Here is a 14,708-nt window from a genome sequence, read left to right as displayed (position 1 = left end):
GTGGATGCGCAAAGTCGTGGGCGGGCGGACGAAATCGATCCCGCGGACCAGTGGGTACTCAACCCGCAGACCGGTGATTACGAACTGCGACTGAATCATTCCGGAGGGGATTCGGCAAGCTCTTCCCCGACTTCCGCGCCGCGTGTTCCCCATAGCCGGGGCCCGGTCCGGGACGGGGATCCGGAACACGGCGACACCCCCCGGGGCGGCCGCCGTGCCGCGGCCCGGGACGGCCACGGGGCGGCCGCGCGCCACGAGGTGCCGGGCCAGCGTGGCCGGCGTTCGGCCAACGGCCGACGCGGCCAGGACGGTTCCGGGTCCGACGGGCCGGGAACGGAGCCGGCCGGCCGCCGCAGCCGCAAGGCGCCCAAGGCCGCCAAGAGCCGCCGCAAGAAGGTGCTGCTGTGGACCGGCGGCGCGATGGCCTTCGTGCTCGTCGGCCTGTCGGCGGCCGGGTACGCGCTGTACCAGCACTTCAACGGCAACCTGAGCACGGTCGACGTGGGCGGGTCCGGCAACAAGAACGTCTTCGACAACGACGCCCCGGTCAACATCCTGGTCATCGGGACCGACAAGCGCACCGGCAAGGGCAACGAGGGCTACGGCGACAAGAACAGCGTGGGCCACGCCGACACCAACATCCTCTTCCACGTCTCCGAGGACCGCACCAACGCGACGGCGCTGAGCATCCCGCGCGACCTGATCACCGACATCCCGGAGTGCAGGAGCAAGCAGGAGGACGGCTCGGAGAAGGTCATCCCGGGCACCAGGAACGTCCGGTTCAACAACAGCCTCGGCCAGGAGGGCCGTGACCCGGGCTGCACCATGGACACGGTCAAGCAGATCACCGGCCTGAAGGTCGACCACTTCATGATGGTCGACTTCAACGCGGTGAAGGAGCTGTCCACGGCGGTCGGCGGCGTCGAGATCTGCCTGGCCAAGCCGGTCAAGGACCCGGACTCGCACCTGAACCTGCCGGCCGGTGAGCACCGCATCCAGGGCGAGGACGCCCTGGCGTTCGTACGGACCCGGCACAGCTTCGGCAACCGCGGCGACCTGGACCGGATCAAGGTCCAGCAGCAGTTCATCGCCTCGATGATGCGGCAGATGCAGTCGGACGACACCCTGACCAGCCCGACCAAGCTGTACAAGCTGGCGGACGCGGCGACCAAGGCACTCACCGTCGACACCGGCATCGGCACGGGAGCGAAGCTGGCGTCGCTGGCCCAGGAACTCGGCAAGGTCAACACCAAGAACATCACCTTCACCACGGTGCCGGTGCTCGACAACCCGTACGAGAAGGTCAAGGCCACCGTCATCCTGAACGAGGCGAAGGCCGAGCCGCTGTTCGCCATGATGCGCAACGACACCTCGCTGACCGAGGTGAAGTCGCAGAAGAAGGCCGCGAAGAGCAAGCAGGACGCGCTCCTCAAGGGCCCCAAGGCCGCGGCGGGCGACGTGCGCGTGGACGTGTACAACGGCGGCAAGGTCCCCGGTGCCGCGCAGACGACGGTCGCCTGGCTGCAGAACGAGAAGGGCGTGCTCAAGTCGTCGAACAAGGCCAACGCCCCGGCGAAGGCCGCGAAGACGACGCTGGAGTACGCACCGAACCAGGCGGACCAGGCCCGCGCCCTGGCCGCCATGATGGGCCTGCCCGGCTCGGCCATGAAGCAGGGCACCGAGGACGCCGAGGGGCTTCAGGCCATGGTCCTGACGCTCGGCGACGACTTCGAGAGCGCGGGCACGCCCATCACCGGACCCACCAAGGTTCCGGCGGACGTCCAGCAGGCAAACGCCGACAAGGCAGAGTGCGCCAAGTGACACCGGGTCACCGCGCCACACCACGAGTCCGAGCAACAGGGGGGTCCCGGTGGGACGGAGCAGCACGCCCGGGGAGGGGACACGATCACGCGTCCGCCACACCGGTCAACTCGACCCGGAGGACGGGCTGAGCGAAGGCGCGTCGGAACAGGACGCGAATCCGGAAGGCGGCCGACGGTCGGCGTCCTCGTCGGGCGGTCATCGGCGCGGGGGGCCGAAGCGCCGCGGCAAGAAGGGCAAACACCGGGTGCTGCGCTGGAGCGCGTCCGTTCTCGCGCTGCTCATAATCGGCGGCGCGGGGGCCGGATACCTCTACTACGAGCACCTCAACAGCAGCATCAAGAAGGCCGATCTGACGCTCGGCGACCGGAAGATGGCCGGCCACAAGGCCAACGCCGCCGGTCAGACCCCGCTGAACATCCTGCTCATCGGTTCGGACGCGCGGGACTCCAAGGAGAACCAGAAGCTCGGCGGGGCCAAGGACACCTTCGGCGCGCCGCCGCTGGCCGACGTGCAGATGCTGCTGCACCTGTCCGCCGACCGCAGCAACATGTCGGTGATCAGCATGCCGCGCGACACGATGCTGAAGATCCCCAAGTGCACCGACCCGAAGACCAAGCGCGTCTACCCCGCCTCCACCGGTCTCGCGATGACCAACGAGACGCTCGGCCGCGGCGGTCCGGGATGCAGCGTGGCCACCTGGTACGAGCTGACCGGCATCACCATCGACCACTTCATGATGATCGACTTCGCCGGTGTGGTCTCGATGGCCGACGCCGTCGGCGGCGTCCCGGTCTGCGTCAAGGAGAACGTCCACTCCCGCACCAGGGACGGCAAGGGCTCCGGGCTGAAGCTGAAGAAGGGCACCACCAAGATCAAGGGTGAGCAGGCCCTCCAGTGGCTGCGCACCCGCTACGGCTTCGAGGACGGCACCGACCTCGGCCGCACGCACGCCCAGCACATGTACATGAACTCGATGGTCCGTGAGCTGCGCAAGGGCACCAAGCTCACCGACCCGGGCAAGCTGATGGACCTGGCCGACGCGGCGATCAACGCGCTGACGGTCGACAAGGGCCTCGACACCGTCAAGAAGCTGTACGACCTGGCGGAGGAGCTCAAGAAGGCCCCCACCAAGCGCATCACCATGACGACGATGCCGAACGTCTACGGCACGGGCGCGCTCGACGGGCGGGTGCTCCCCAAGGCCGGCGACGCCGACCAGCTCTTCCAGATGGTCCGCGACGACATCCCGCTCGACGGCAAGGCGTCCAAGCGCAAGAAGCCGGCCGTCCAGAAGCCCACGTCACCGATTGCCGAGATCCCGGTCAGCATCCGCAACGGCACGCGCGTGGGGCTCGACTACCCGGTCAAGGGCCGGGCCACGGCGGTCAAGCAGTTGCTGGCCGACAAGGGCTTCGACCAGGCCACGGTCGACGCCCAGAACACCGAGGCGGCGGCCCGCACCAAGATCCTCTTCCCCAGCGTGGACATGGAGGGCAACGCCCAGGCCGTGGCCAAGGCGCTCGGCATCCCGATGTCGGCGGTGAAGAAGTCGACCGACGTCTCCGGCATCACCCTGACCGTGGGGGCCGACTGGCGCGAGAACGGGGACTACCGGGCGGACGAGGCCGACGAGAAGACCCCGGAGAGCGCACGCGCGCTCAACGGCGACAACGAGGGCGCCTGCATGGACATCCAGCCGGGCTTCACCTGGTAACGGGCGCACGACGACGCGCCGAAGGGGCCCTCCGAAGCTTCGGAGGGCCCCTTCGGCGTTCCGCCACGGGCGCGGGCCCCGCGCGTTCCGGCACGGGCTTCGCACCTCACCGGGGGTCGCCATTCGACCGTCGCGTTACCGCGAACGGGGGACACGGGCGCGCCCCGCCGGGTCACGCACCAGGCATCCGATCATATGGACCTACTGTGCGAATGGTTTCCCTCGCACCGCGGAGGTGTCCCCCGTGCCCACGCCGCACCGCTCCCCCCGCACGCCGCGTTCCCGCGCGCTTCCACCGCGGCACCGCTCCAGAAGACAGGACGAGCGCCCGCGCTGGGGCATGCGGATGGTGACCGGTCTCTCCGTGCTGGTGCTGGGGGCCGGCGGCATCGGCCACGCGGTGGTGACCGATCTGGAGACCGGGATCGACCGGATCGACCCGTTCAAGGACATGAAGAACCGGCCCCGCGCGGGCAACGGCATGAACCTGCTGCTCGTGGGCACCGACGGCCGCGACCGGATCACTCCGGAGGAGAAGGAGCGGTACCGGCTGGGCGGCGCGCCCTGCCACTGCACCGACACGATCATGCTGGTGCACCTGTCGGCGGACAAGGAGCGGGCGAGCGTCGTCTCGCTGCCCCGCGACAGCTACGCCGAGATCCCCGCGCACCGCGACCGGACCACCGGCGAGCAGCACACCGCCCACCCGGTGAAGCTGAACGCGGCCTATGCCGAGGGCGGGCCGGGTCTGACCGTGCGGACCGTCGAGCACATGACGGGCGTCAAGATCGACCACTACCTGGAGATCGACTTCACCAGCTTCATGAAGACGGTGGACACCCTGGGCGGGGTGAAGATCTGCACCACCCGGCCGATGAAGGACCCGTACACCGGTCTCGACCTGGCCGCGGGCACCCATGAGCTGAACGGCGGGCAGGCCCTTCAGTACGTGCGCTCCCGGCACATCGACGGGGCCGCCGACCTGGGCCGGATGCAGCGCCAGCAGAAGTTCCTCGCCTCGCTGATCGAGCGGGCGACCGGCAGCGGGGTGCTGCTGAACCCGGTGAAGTTCCGGGACGTCGCCTCGACGATGCTGAGCTCGGTCCGGGCCGACAAGGACTTCGGCACGGAACAGATGCTGGAGCTGGGCCAGGCCATGCGCGGCTTCTCCCCCGCCTCGTCCGAGTTCGCCTCCGTCCCGATGGGGAACGTCTCCTACCCGGTCAAGGGCATCGGCTCGACGGTCAAGTGGGACGAGCGGAAGTCGGAGAAGCTCTTCCGGGCCCTGCGCGAGGACGAGCCGCTCGCCCCGAAGCGCCCCGCCCGGCCGAAGGCCGTGGAGGTCGACGTCGACCCGCAGCGCATCCGGGTCCAGGTCTACAACGGGACCGCGAAGGAGGGCCTGGGCAGGAAGCTCGACGACGCGCTGCACGCCACCGGCTTCGACACCACGCGGACCCCGCTGAACGCGGACCCGGACGATCTGGGCACGGCCCCGAACGACCCGGCCCCGGTCCCGGCCGCGCACGCGGATCCGGGCACCCCCCACGACCTGAAGCGCACCCTGATCACCTACGACCCGCGCTGGAACCGGTCCGCGAAGTCCCTGGCCGAGGCCCTGCCCGGGGCCGAGCTGCGGGCGGTGGCGGGCCAGGGCGCCACGCTGCGGGTTACAGCGGGCACGGACTTCGAGAAGGTCCGGAAGGTGCGGGCCGAGGCGGCCGACCGGGGCGAGTTCGACACGGTCACGGGCGACGAGGTCGCCTGCCCGTGACCGCGCCCCCTCGGGGGTCCGGTCGTCGATGCCGCCCGGCCGGAGGCGCGCCGCCGGCGCTCAGTCGTCGATGCCGTCCGCCGCGCGCTTCTCCCGCAGCTCCTTGATCGCGCGGCGCCGGGCGAGGCGGTGGGTGCGGCGGATCTGCGCCTCCTGGTAGCGCCGCTTGTCACGCTCGGTCTCCGGTATCACCGGCGGTACGGGGCGGGGCCTGCCCTCCGCGTCGACCGCCGCGAACACCAGGTAGGCGCTGCCGACCTGCTGGGCGGGGGTGGATTCGTTCCACCGCTCGGCCATGACCCGGACGCCGACCTCCATGGAGGAGCGGCCGGTCCAGTTCACCTGGGCGCGGACGTGAACGAGATCACCCACGCGGACCGGCTCCAGGAAGACCATCTCGTCCATCGAGGCGGTGACGGCGGGGCCGCCGGAGTGCCGGCCGGCCACGGCACCGGCCGCGTCGTCGACCAGTTTCATGATCACGCCACCGTGCACCGTGCCCAGCAGGTTGGTGTCGTTGCCGGTCATGATGTGGCTGAGGGTGGTCCGGGAAGCCGCGGTCGGCTTGCCCTGTATGTCGCCCTCCGGGCGCGTGGCCTGATCTGTCATACCGTCCACCTTATGCGGGGTCCCGCGTCCTGCTGCAATGCATCAGCTTGGCAACAGGCCCGCCCCGATTTCCCGTACCCCCTGTGAGGGGGACGGCCCCGGCCTGCACACTGGTCCGTATGAGCGACTGGCCCGACGGGCGGACCGACGACAACCGCAGCGGAAATCGCTACGGACAGGGCAGCGACAACGACCGGCCCGAGAGCGCCCGCGTGATGCGGCATGTCCAGCGGCCCTCCGTGCCGCCGCAGCCGCGCAACGCACCGCGCGGCGCGGCACCCCGGCAGCACCGGCCGGAGCCCCCGCAGCACGCTCCCGCCGGACCCGGCGGTGACGCGACGTACGACAGCGGTTACAACACGGGACAGGTCTACGGCGGCGGCAACGGCCGACGTGCCGGTGGCAACGGCGGGGGCGGCCGGAACGACGGCGGTCACGTCCAGGGCCCGCCGCCCGACTGGCGCCGCCGGATCAAGATCGGCTCGCTGGCCCTGGTGGTCGTGGTGCTCGCGGTCTCCATCGGCACGTACTTCTGGGCCGACTCCAAGCTCAAGCGCGAGGTGGACCTCTCCAAGGTCATCGAGCGGCCCGAGGGCGGCGACGGCACCAACTACCTGATCGTCGGTTCCGACAGCCGCGAGGGCATGACGGCCGAGGACAAGAAGAAGCTCCACACGGGCTCCGTCGACGGCAAGCGGACCGACTCGATGATGATCCTGCACGACGGATCGAACGGGCCGACCCTCATCTCCCTGCCCCGTGACTCGAAGGTCGAGGTCCCTTCGTTCAAGGGCTCCGAGTCCGGCAAGCTCTACCCGGGCCGCGGCAGTGTCACCAAGCTGAACGCCACGTACGCCATGGACGGCCCCGAACTCCTCGTCCGCACCATCGAGTTCAACACCGGGCTGCACATCGACCACTACGTCGAGATCGGCTTCGGCGGCTTCGCCAAGATCGTGGACGCGATCGGCGGCGTGGAGCTGGACATCCCCAAGGCGTTCAAGGACAAGAAGTCCGGCGCCGACTTCCAGGCGGGCAAGCAGACGCTGAACGGCGAGGAGGCGCTGGCCTTCGTCCGCACCCGGTACGCCTTCGCCGAGGCCGACCTGGCCCGTACGAAGAACCAGCAGAAGTTCCTCGCGGCGCTGGCGAGCCAGGCGGCGACCCCGTCGACGATCCTCAACCCGTTCAAGCTGTACCCGACGATGGGCGCCGGCCTGGACACCCTGATCGTCGACAAGGACATGTCGCTGTGGTCCCTGAGCCAGATGTTCTTCGCCATGAAGGACGTCACGGGCGGCGACGGCACGTCGATGAACATCCCCATCTCGGGCATCGTCGGCGGCTACGTGGTCTGGGACAAGGCCAAGGTCAAGCAACTGGTGGAGCAGCTGAAGAACGACGAGAAGGTCACCGTCACCGGGAACTGACGGCGACCCGCGAGGGGCCCGGACGCTTCGGCCGTCCGGGCCCCTCCCCGTTCGCCCCGTCCGCTACGAACCGAATTCGATGTTGCCCCACTCGTCCATCGTGGGATGGATCTTCGAGGGTTCCTGGTCGCTGATGTCCGAGCGCCGCGGCCCCTCCGGGCCGGAGGGGCCGATGCGCATCATCCGCTCGACCCGGGCGATCTCGAAGCAACGTCCCCGTACGGTCAGCTCGTTGGGCCGCAACCGCCGGGTGAACGCCTCCGCCGCCCGCGCGTACACGGCGGCCTCCCGCTCGTCGAGCTTCTCGATCCGCGGCAGCATCGTTTGCAGGTGGTCGACCAGCTCCCGCCGCGCGTCCTGCGGGGTGGGGAGCTGCCCCGACACCATCGCCCAGGAATTCTCCTTGCGCTCCATCACCCGGAAGACGACCGGGAGCAGCACCAGGCCCGGGTGGGTCCGCAGCGCCCGCCGCGAATCCGCCAGCACCTGGGGCGGGAAGCGCTCCGAGGTGTACGCGACCGGCAGCAGCCCCATCCGGTCCAGCCCCTCCGTCAGCCCCACCGCCGCCGCGTGGTCGATGACGAAGCCCTCGGTGGTCGAGGGCGTGCGCGTCTGGACGTCCCAGCCCTCCGAGTCGACGTCCGTGGGTCTGGGCGGCTCCATGCGCCCCTCGCCGGTCCGGGCGAACTCGTCGGCGCGCACGACGCGGTAGCGCGTGTCACCGACGGTCAGTTCGTCGACCGGCTCGGTCTCCAGCCGGGCCACCGCGTCCAGCAGGGCGCGCCGCTCGCGGGGGTCGTCCGTCTCGTCCTTGGCCTTGAACCAGAGGTGGGAGTTCAACTCGTCGCGGGCGTCCTGCGGATAGCCGGTGTCCATGTCGGTCACCATCCGCCACCGCGGCCGCTCGCCCCGGCGCTGCTCGGCGATACCGAAGAGCGGCCCCCGGACCACGATCTTGTTGTACGTCCGGGATGCGACGAACGCGTCCGCCTCGGTGACCAGGGACACCGGGTCGTCCCGGTGCCGCACATTGATGACGAGGTGATCCGGCGGCGCCTTTGGGTAATCGCTCATGCACCCAGTGTGCCGATGCCGCGGACGGCCGGTACGGGGAATGCGGGAAGGAGGCGCGGAGCCTTGCCGACGGGGCCTGTCAGGGGCGGCGCCTACAGTCGAACGCATGACCAAGGAGCCACCGCCCTCGAACCTGATGCTCGACCTCGACGCGCTCACCGCTGCCGTCGGCGAACGGCCCGACAGGCGGGCGGCGTGGCGGTTCATCCGCTCCTTCGCCCGCGACTGGAGCCGACGTCCCCTCACCGAAGCCGACGGCCGCACCACCGCCGAACTCGACGCGGCCCGGGCCCGGCTCGGCCGGCCCCTGCCAGCGGCACTGTGCGAGGCGTACCAACTACTGGGAAAGCACAGTGACCTGACCGACAATCAGGACACTCTGCTCGCCCCCCAGGATCTCTTCCTGGACGAGGACCGGGGCGTGCTGGTCTTCCGGGTCGAGAACCAGTCCTGCGCCTACTGGGGCATCCGCGTCACGGACCTCGGCCGGGACGACCCGCCGGTGGTGATACGCGCCGACCTCGTCCGGCCCACCGCCGACGACTGGCAGGAGTGGCTGGGCCGGGTCAGCGTCGCGTTCGTCGAGATCGCCCTGTCCGAGGCCCTGTGCGCGGACGACGACCTGATGGGGTGGGTGACCTCCGACGGCGAAACCGGCCTTCCCGAGGACATCGCCACCACTTTCCGGCGCCTGCCGTTGCCGGAGTACCCGATCAGTCAGCAACGGGGCTCGCGCTGGTACGCCCACGACGAGATCATCCTCCGCGACGACCACGGCACCGCGATGTTCCGCGCCCGCACGGAGGCGGCCTTCGACCGCTTCGACGGGGAGGACGAGGAGGAGGACTGATCCGGGGCCGCCCCGGCAGGACCGGCGGCCGAGCGACCTCAACGCCCGGCCGCGTACGGGATCAGCGCTCGGCGGCGTAGGAGACGAAGCCCGCCCAGGCATCGGAACCGAAGGCCAGACGAGGACCCTGGACGTCCTTGGAATCCCGGACATGCACCGCGCCGGGGACGGCGGCGACTTCGACGCAGTCGTTGCCATCGCTGCTGTCGCTGTAGCTGCTCTTGAACCACTCCAGCCCGGAAGTGTCCCTTGCAGAGCTCTTGCGGATCATGTCTCTCCCAGCACTTGCTCGATGAAGGCCAGTGACTCCCTTGGCGAGAGAGCCCGAGCCCGGATGATGCCATACCGCAGTTCGAGAACTTGAAGCTGTTTCGGATCGGAGACGGGGCGGCCGCCGAACTCGTTGTCGGTGCGCCCCACCGCCGAACCGTCGCCAAACTTCAGCACCTGGATCCGGCCACCTGTTCCGGGGTGGTCTCCACAGCTCGTCGGCATCACCTGGATCTCAACGTTCCGCAACTTCCCCACCTCCAGAAGGTGTTCAAGCTGTTCACGCATCACCATTGTCCCCCCGATGGGGCGTCGCAGCGTCACCTCTTCCTGGACAAAACTGAGCTCCGGAGCAGGTTCCCGCGCGAAGACGGAGCGCCGGGCCAGGCGCGCGTCGACCATCCGCTGAAGCTCATCCGGCGAGTACGCAGGCCTCCGCGTAGCGAGTAGCGCGCCCATGTACGCCTTGGTCTGCAACAGGCCGTGGATGTTGTGGTTGCCGTACGCCGCGAGCTCGACGGCCTTGGCTTCCAGCTTCGCCAGATCCCGGATCTTCTTCGGGTACCGGACCTCCGCCACGTCCTGCTTCATCGCGGCGATCTTCCCGCCCGCGCCGAGCACCTCGTCCGCCCTGTCCAGGAGTTCCGGCCGGGGAATGCGACGGCCGCCCTCCACCTTGTAGACCATGTCCTCGCCGTACCCGATCGCGACCCCGAACTCGCCGGCCCGCATCCCCGCGGCCTCCCGCCACGCCTTGATCTGACGGCCCACCGCCGCGACCACGGCCGCTCCCGACTCGTCGTCCGGGTCGACGTCCCAGCCCGGCTCGTCCACCTCGAAGCCGCCGCGTTCCGCACCCACTTCATCCACGCTCATCCGTGCCCCACTTCCGATGCGCCTGCCGTTCCCGACCCAACCCCTGATGTCTCCCGCACGTCACCCCGGACAGCCGGGACAGCACTGGACAAGCGCGGGACAATCGCCGTACGCAAGGGCCTTGTCGCTGTTCACGCTACGCACGCCCCGGCCACGCTGAGCGATGTGAACCAACACATCACCCGAACCGAACGTTCCGCTCCTGTCCGGCAGTTCACGGTGCTGCTCTCCCCCACCCGCCGGGGCGCCAGGCTCGCCCGTCTCCTGACCGCGGCCCACCTGAGCGACTGGGGGCCGCCCGTGGAGCCGACCGCACACATCGTCGCCGAGCTGGCCGCCAACGCCGCCGTCCACGGCCGCGTACCGGACCGGGACTTCCGGCTCGGTCTCGCCGTCCACCGTGACGGGCTCCTGCGGATCGAGGTGACCGACACCCGGGGCGAGCAACTGCCCGTCGCGTCCGTCCCCGCCGCCGACGCGGAATCCGGGCGCGGTCTGCTGATCGTCGAGGCGCTCGCCGACCGCTGGGGCACCGTCGCCGGACCCGTCCCGCGCAAGACGGTCTGGGCCGAACTCGACCTCGCACCGCGACCGCTCCACCGGGTCGCGGAAATCCACGACCCGGTGAGCCACGTCCCCGTGTTCCACGACGCATAAAGCTTTAAAGGACTTGGGAAAAAACCTCCCCGACCAAACCCAACCCCTCGTCACTCACTCAGGTGACATGGAGCAACTGAGCTGGATTTCGGGTGGGTTGGTCTGCTTATGCTCGCCGCGACAACTCCAGACATGCGACGGCCCCCGACCGAGATTCACAGTCTCAACCGGGGGCCTGACCACCGAGGAAGAAGAGAGCTTCCCGATGGGTACCCCGCAGATTACCGCGCCTCCGCGCGGTCCGTCCCCCGTACCCGGAGACACCACCCCGTCGTCCGGCGTCATCCACGTCAACTCCCGCCATGCCGCGGGCTTCACCATCATCGGCAACCACCTCGCCCAGCACCGCGGCCTCTCCCTGACCGCGATCGGCCTCGCCACCCACATCCAGTCGCTCCCCGCCGGAGCCAGGATCGGCATCAAGCACCTCGCCGAACGCTTCCCCGAGAGCGAGACCCGCATCGCCGCCGCCCTGCGCGAACTCGAAGCCCACGGCTACCTCCACCGCAGCCGCTTACGCCTCGCCAACGGCCGCGTCGTCACCCGCACCGTCTCGTACAACCAGCCCGCCACAACCCCAACTCCTCACCGCTCACCCCCGGCCACCCCCAAACCCCCCCGCACCCCCACCGCTGCCGGCAACCACCCCCGTCGCCCCCTCCGCTCCCGCCTCCACCCCGCGCACAACGCCACCACCGCCCCCGCTCCCCCAGCCACAACACCTCACCCCGGAACTGCTGCACAGGGCCACCACGCTCCTGGCCGGCCTGCGCCGCCACACGCCCCAACTCGTCCTCTCCGAGCACGACGTCCGCACCCTCGCCCCCGGCCTGGCCACCTGGCTCGAACGTGAGACCCACCCCGAAACCATCCGCCACGCCCTCACCACCGACCTCCCCAGCCCCCTCAAGCACCCGGCCAGACTCCTGCGCCACCGGATCACCACACTCCTCCCCCCACCACTCCCAGCCCCCCGGACCATCACCCCCGCCGATCGCCCCGAGGCCGCCGTCCCCCCGCTCCAGAACTGCGACGGCTGCGACCGCGCCTTCCGCTCCCACCAGCCCGGCCACTGCCGCGACTGCCGCACCGAACAACTCACGGCCGCCTGACCGGAACCCCGCCCACGACCCGAACGGACCTGCATGGTCAGCTCGCCCCACGAGGCAATGCACCGCATCGCGGGGCGCACTGCGGGACGCACCGGAAACCATCGCCACCCCCGTCGTCGAACTCACCGCACAGGGCCTGGGCAACCGCCCGGCCGCACAACAGTGGAGGAACCTGGTGGCCGTGGACCTCTCTTTCTACAAGTCCTTCATGTCGGAAGAAATCCGGGACGAGAGCCGGGCAAAGGGCCTGGCGGAAAGCGTTCTACTGGTTCTCCAGGCGCGCGGCATCGCCGTCACCGACGAACTCCGCGAGCGGATCGGCAGCTGCGGCGATTCCCGGCTCCTGCTCCAATGGCTCAACCGCGCCGCCACGGCCACCACCGCCGACGAAGTCTTCACCGAGGGATGACCCCGCGCGCCGACGCCCCTCGGACCTGCCCCGGAAGGCCATCCATGACAACTTCGCCCAAGACTCTCGGCAGCCTCTTCGACTCGTTCGAGCACGAGGCATTCCGGCTGGAAGCCTTGGACGACTACAGCAGGTCCGGGAGCGTCGACGCCTACCGGGCGTTCCTGGCCGGGGAGGCCCAGCCGGCCGACTACAACACGGACTGGGTCGAAGAACTCCGCTCGCACACCGATACCGGGAAGCGCGTCTACCGGGTGCACGTCCTGTCCCGCCCGCTCACGGACTACCTCAGATTCGAGCTCGGGTGGGGGTACCGGAAAAACATGACCGGGGGCGAAGAGTTCTTCATCCTCGACATCACCGGAAAGAACAATCCCTTGGGGAACGTTCCGGACTTCTGGCTCTTCGATTCCGGGCCCGTGGCAGTGATGAAATAAGACGGCCACGGAAAGTACCTGGGCTCGGAAGTTCTGCCGGCTGAACGGACAGCGGAATTCACGCAGTACCGTGACGCGGCACTCGCACACGCGGAACCGTTCACCGATTGGTGGGCCAGGCACGGGGCGTGAGCAGAGCATTCCCGGAGCCGTGCTGCGGGCACTGCGAATGGCATCCGCAAGGAAGCCGGGGCAGTGGACGGTCAGAGGTCACACGGTGGCCGGGCGGAAAATGACCCGGGCGAAGGTCGTGCGCCGACCATTCACGCCGTACAGCCGGTACCTGATCTGACGAACGAGCCGAACCCCGGACTCCCTGAACAAGACTTCTGGATGCTCGACGAATCGACAGTCGTGCATCTGAAATACCGATCCGACGGAACTCAGATCATCCGCGAACTGGTCCAGGGCCCAGACATGGATCGGCACGCCGAGAAGCCCCGGCCGCGGGACCGGGGCTTCTTCGGGCGGTCGGATCGACCCGCGGAGGGTTACGGCAGGTTCCGCGCCATCACGATCCGCTGGACCTGGTTCGTGCCTTCATAAATCTGGGTGATCTTGGCGTCGCGCATCATCCGCTCCACCGGGTAGTCCCGCGTGTAGCCGTAGCCGCCGAGGAGCTGGACCGCGTCCGTGGTGATCTCCATCGCGACGTCGGAGGCGAAGCACTTGGCCGCGGCGCCGAAGAAGGTGAGGTCGCCGTCGACGCGCTCGGACTTGGCGGCGGCCGAGTAGGTGAGCTGGCGGGCCGCCTCCAGCTTCATGGCCATGTCGGCGAGCATGAACTGGACGCCCTGGAAGTCGCCGATCGGCTTGCCGAACTGCTTGCGCTCCTGGACGTAGCCCTTGGCGTAGTCGAGGGCGCCCTGGGCGATGCCGAGGGCCTGGGCCGCGATGGTGATGCGGGTGTGGTCCAGGGTCTTCATCGCGGTGGCGAAGCCGGTGCCCTCCTCGCCGATCATGCGGTCGGCGGGGATGCGGACGTTGTCGAAGTAGACCTCGCGGGTCGGCGAGCCCTTGATGCCGAGCTTCTTCTCCGGGGCGCCGAAGGAGACGCCCTCGTCCGACTTCTCGACGACGAACGCCGAGATGCCCTTGGAGCGCTTGGTCGGGTCGGTGACGGCCATGACCGTGTAGTACTCGGAGACGCCCGCGTTGGTGATCCAGCGCTTCACGCCGTTGAGCACCCAGAAGTCGCCGTCGCGCACGGCGCGGGTCTTCATGCCGGCCGCGTCGGAACCCGCGTCGGGCTCGGAGAGGCAGTACGAGAACATGCCGTCGCCCTTGGCGAGCGGGCCCAGGTACTTCTTCTTCAGGTCCTCGGAGCCGGAGAGGATCACCGGGAGCGAGCCGAGCTTGTTCACGGCCGGGATCAGGGAGGAGGACGCGCAGACCCGCGCCACCTCCTCGATCACGATGACCGTGGCGAGGGCGTCGGCGCCCGCGCCGCCGTACTGGTCCGGCACGTGCACCGCGTGCAGGTCGGCGGCGGTCAGGGCGTCGAGCGCCTCCTGCGGGAAGCGCGCCTCCTCGTCGACCGCGGCCGCGTGCGGGGCGATCTTCGCCTCGGCGAGCGCCCGCACCGTCTCCCGGAGCATCTCGTGCTCCTCGGCCGGACGGTACAGGTCGAAATCGGTCGAACCCGCCAAGACGCTCACTCCCCAAAGACGCT

General features: G+C 69.4%; 14 protein-coding genes and 2 pseudogenes. 11 read left to right on the top strand and 5 right to left on the bottom strand.

Annotated features, from left to right (window positions below):
* The 3 genes from ACFYW1_RS16925 to ACFYW1_RS16915 all read left to right on the top strand — a co-directional run bounded on the left by ACFYW1_RS16925 (position 1) and on the right by ACFYW1_RS16915 (position 5,312).
* Entirely contained in the window at positions 1–1,821 is a 1,821-nt protein-coding gene (locus ACFYW1_RS16925; RefSeq protein ID WP_388992691.1) for an LCP family protein, read from the top strand.
* Positions 1,822–2,068: 247 nt separating this feature from the next.
* A complete protein-coding gene (locus tag ACFYW1_RS16920; RefSeq protein WP_388992688.1) occupies positions 2,069–3,538 on the top strand; it encodes an LCP family protein in 1,470 nt (489 codons plus the stop codon).
* 340 nt (positions 3,539–3,878) lie between these two features.
* A complete protein-coding gene (locus tag ACFYW1_RS16915) occupies positions 3,879–5,312 on the top strand; it encodes an LCP family protein (protein WP_388992781.1) in 1,434 nt (477 codons plus the stop codon).
* A 60-nt stretch (positions 5,313–5,372) separates the two neighbouring features.
* Here ACFYW1_RS16915 and ACFYW1_RS16910 read toward each other — a convergent pair whose 3' ends face one another.
* Positions 5,373–5,921 (bottom strand): acyl-CoA thioesterase, encoded by a 549-nt coding sequence (locus ACFYW1_RS16910; RefSeq protein ID WP_388992685.1) that lies wholly within the window; start codon positions 5,919–5,921, stop codon positions 5,373–5,375.
* Between the two features lie 119 nt (positions 5,922–6,040).
* Between ACFYW1_RS16910 and ACFYW1_RS16905 the strand changes: the two genes are divergently transcribed.
* The gene (locus ACFYW1_RS16905; protein WP_388992682.1) at positions 6,041–7,351 is read left to right on the top strand and encodes an LCP family protein; all 1,311 of its coding nucleotides are present in this window, start codon (positions 6,041–6,043) and stop codon (positions 7,349–7,351) included.
* A gap of 63 nt (positions 7,352–7,414) precedes the next feature.
* On the opposite strand, the gene ACFYW1_RS16900 is transcribed toward ACFYW1_RS16905, so the two are convergent.
* A complete protein-coding gene (locus ACFYW1_RS16900; protein WP_388992679.1) occupies positions 7,415–8,425 on the bottom strand; it encodes a DUF5954 family protein in 1,011 nt (336 codons plus the stop codon).
* Positions 8,426–8,531: 106 nt separating this feature from the next.
* Here ACFYW1_RS16900 and ACFYW1_RS16895 point away from each other — a divergent pair, with 106 nt between their 5' ends.
* Positions 8,532–9,275, top strand: a complete 744-nt coding sequence (locus ACFYW1_RS16895) for an SMI1/KNR4 family protein (protein WP_388992676.1) — start codon at positions 8,532–8,534, stop codon at positions 9,273–9,275.
* Positions 9,276–9,336: 61 nt separating this feature from the next.
* Here ACFYW1_RS16895 and ACFYW1_RS16890 read toward each other — a convergent pair whose 3' ends face one another.
* Both ACFYW1_RS16890 and ACFYW1_RS16885 read right to left on the bottom strand, forming a co-directional pair.
* A complete protein-coding gene (locus tag ACFYW1_RS16890; protein ID WP_388992673.1) occupies positions 9,337–9,546 on the bottom strand; it encodes a DUF397 domain-containing protein in 210 nt (69 codons plus the stop codon).
* A complete protein-coding gene (locus tag ACFYW1_RS16885) occupies positions 9,543–10,421 on the bottom strand; it encodes a helix-turn-helix domain-containing protein (protein WP_388992670.1) in 879 nt (292 codons plus the stop codon). Before ACFYW1_RS16885 ends, ACFYW1_RS16890 begins: the two co-directional genes overlap by 4 nt.
* A 165-nt stretch (positions 10,422–10,586) precedes the next feature.
* Here ACFYW1_RS16885 and ACFYW1_RS16880 point away from each other — a divergent pair, with 165 nt between their 5' ends.
* The 6 genes and pseudogenes from ACFYW1_RS16880 (at position 10,587) to ACFYW1_RS16855 (ending at position 13,582) form a co-directional block, all read left to right on the top strand.
* Positions 10,587–11,078: an ATP-binding protein gene (locus tag ACFYW1_RS16880; RefSeq protein WP_388992667.1), complete on the top strand. Its 492-nt coding sequence runs from the start codon at positions 10,587–10,589 to the stop codon at positions 11,076–11,078.
* Between the two features lie 205 nt (positions 11,079–11,283).
* Positions 11,284–12,190: pseudogene (locus tag ACFYW1_RS16875) on the top strand (helix-turn-helix domain-containing protein).
* A 181-nt stretch (positions 12,191–12,371) separates the two neighbouring features.
* Positions 12,372–12,599 carry a hypothetical protein gene (locus tag ACFYW1_RS16870; protein WP_388992664.1) on the top strand — a complete coding sequence of 76 codons (228 nt, stop codon included), beginning with the start codon at positions 12,372–12,374 and terminating at the stop codon, positions 12,597–12,599.
* A gap of 44 nt (positions 12,600–12,643) precedes the next feature.
* A pseudogene (locus ACFYW1_RS16865) lies at positions 12,644–13,168 on the top strand (DUF6879 family protein).
* Positions 13,169–13,205: 37 nt separating this feature from the next.
* Positions 13,206–13,328, top strand: coding sequence for a DUF6879 family protein (locus ACFYW1_RS16860; RefSeq protein WP_388992661.1), 123 nt, complete (start codon positions 13,206–13,208; stop codon positions 13,326–13,328).
* Between the two features lie 41 nt (positions 13,329–13,369).
* Positions 13,370–13,582, top strand: a complete 213-nt coding sequence (locus tag ACFYW1_RS16855; protein ID WP_388992658.1) for a hypothetical protein — start codon at positions 13,370–13,372, stop codon at positions 13,580–13,582.
* On the opposite strand, the gene ACFYW1_RS16850 is transcribed toward ACFYW1_RS16855, so the two are convergent.
* Entirely contained in the window at positions 13,528–14,685 is a 1,158-nt protein-coding gene (locus ACFYW1_RS16850; RefSeq protein ID WP_388992655.1) for an acyl-CoA dehydrogenase, read from the bottom strand. The two genes, ACFYW1_RS16855 and ACFYW1_RS16850, sit on opposite strands and share 55 nt — an antisense overlap.
* Between the last annotated feature and the right edge of the window lie 23 nt (positions 14,686–14,708).

The sequence above is a fragment of the Streptomyces sp. NPDC002669 genome (assembly GCF_042889165.1).
Classification (GTDB): Bacteria; Actinomycetota; Actinomycetes; order Streptomycetales; family Streptomycetaceae; genus Streptomyces.
This window is presented reverse-complemented; position numbering and strand designations above follow the sequence as displayed.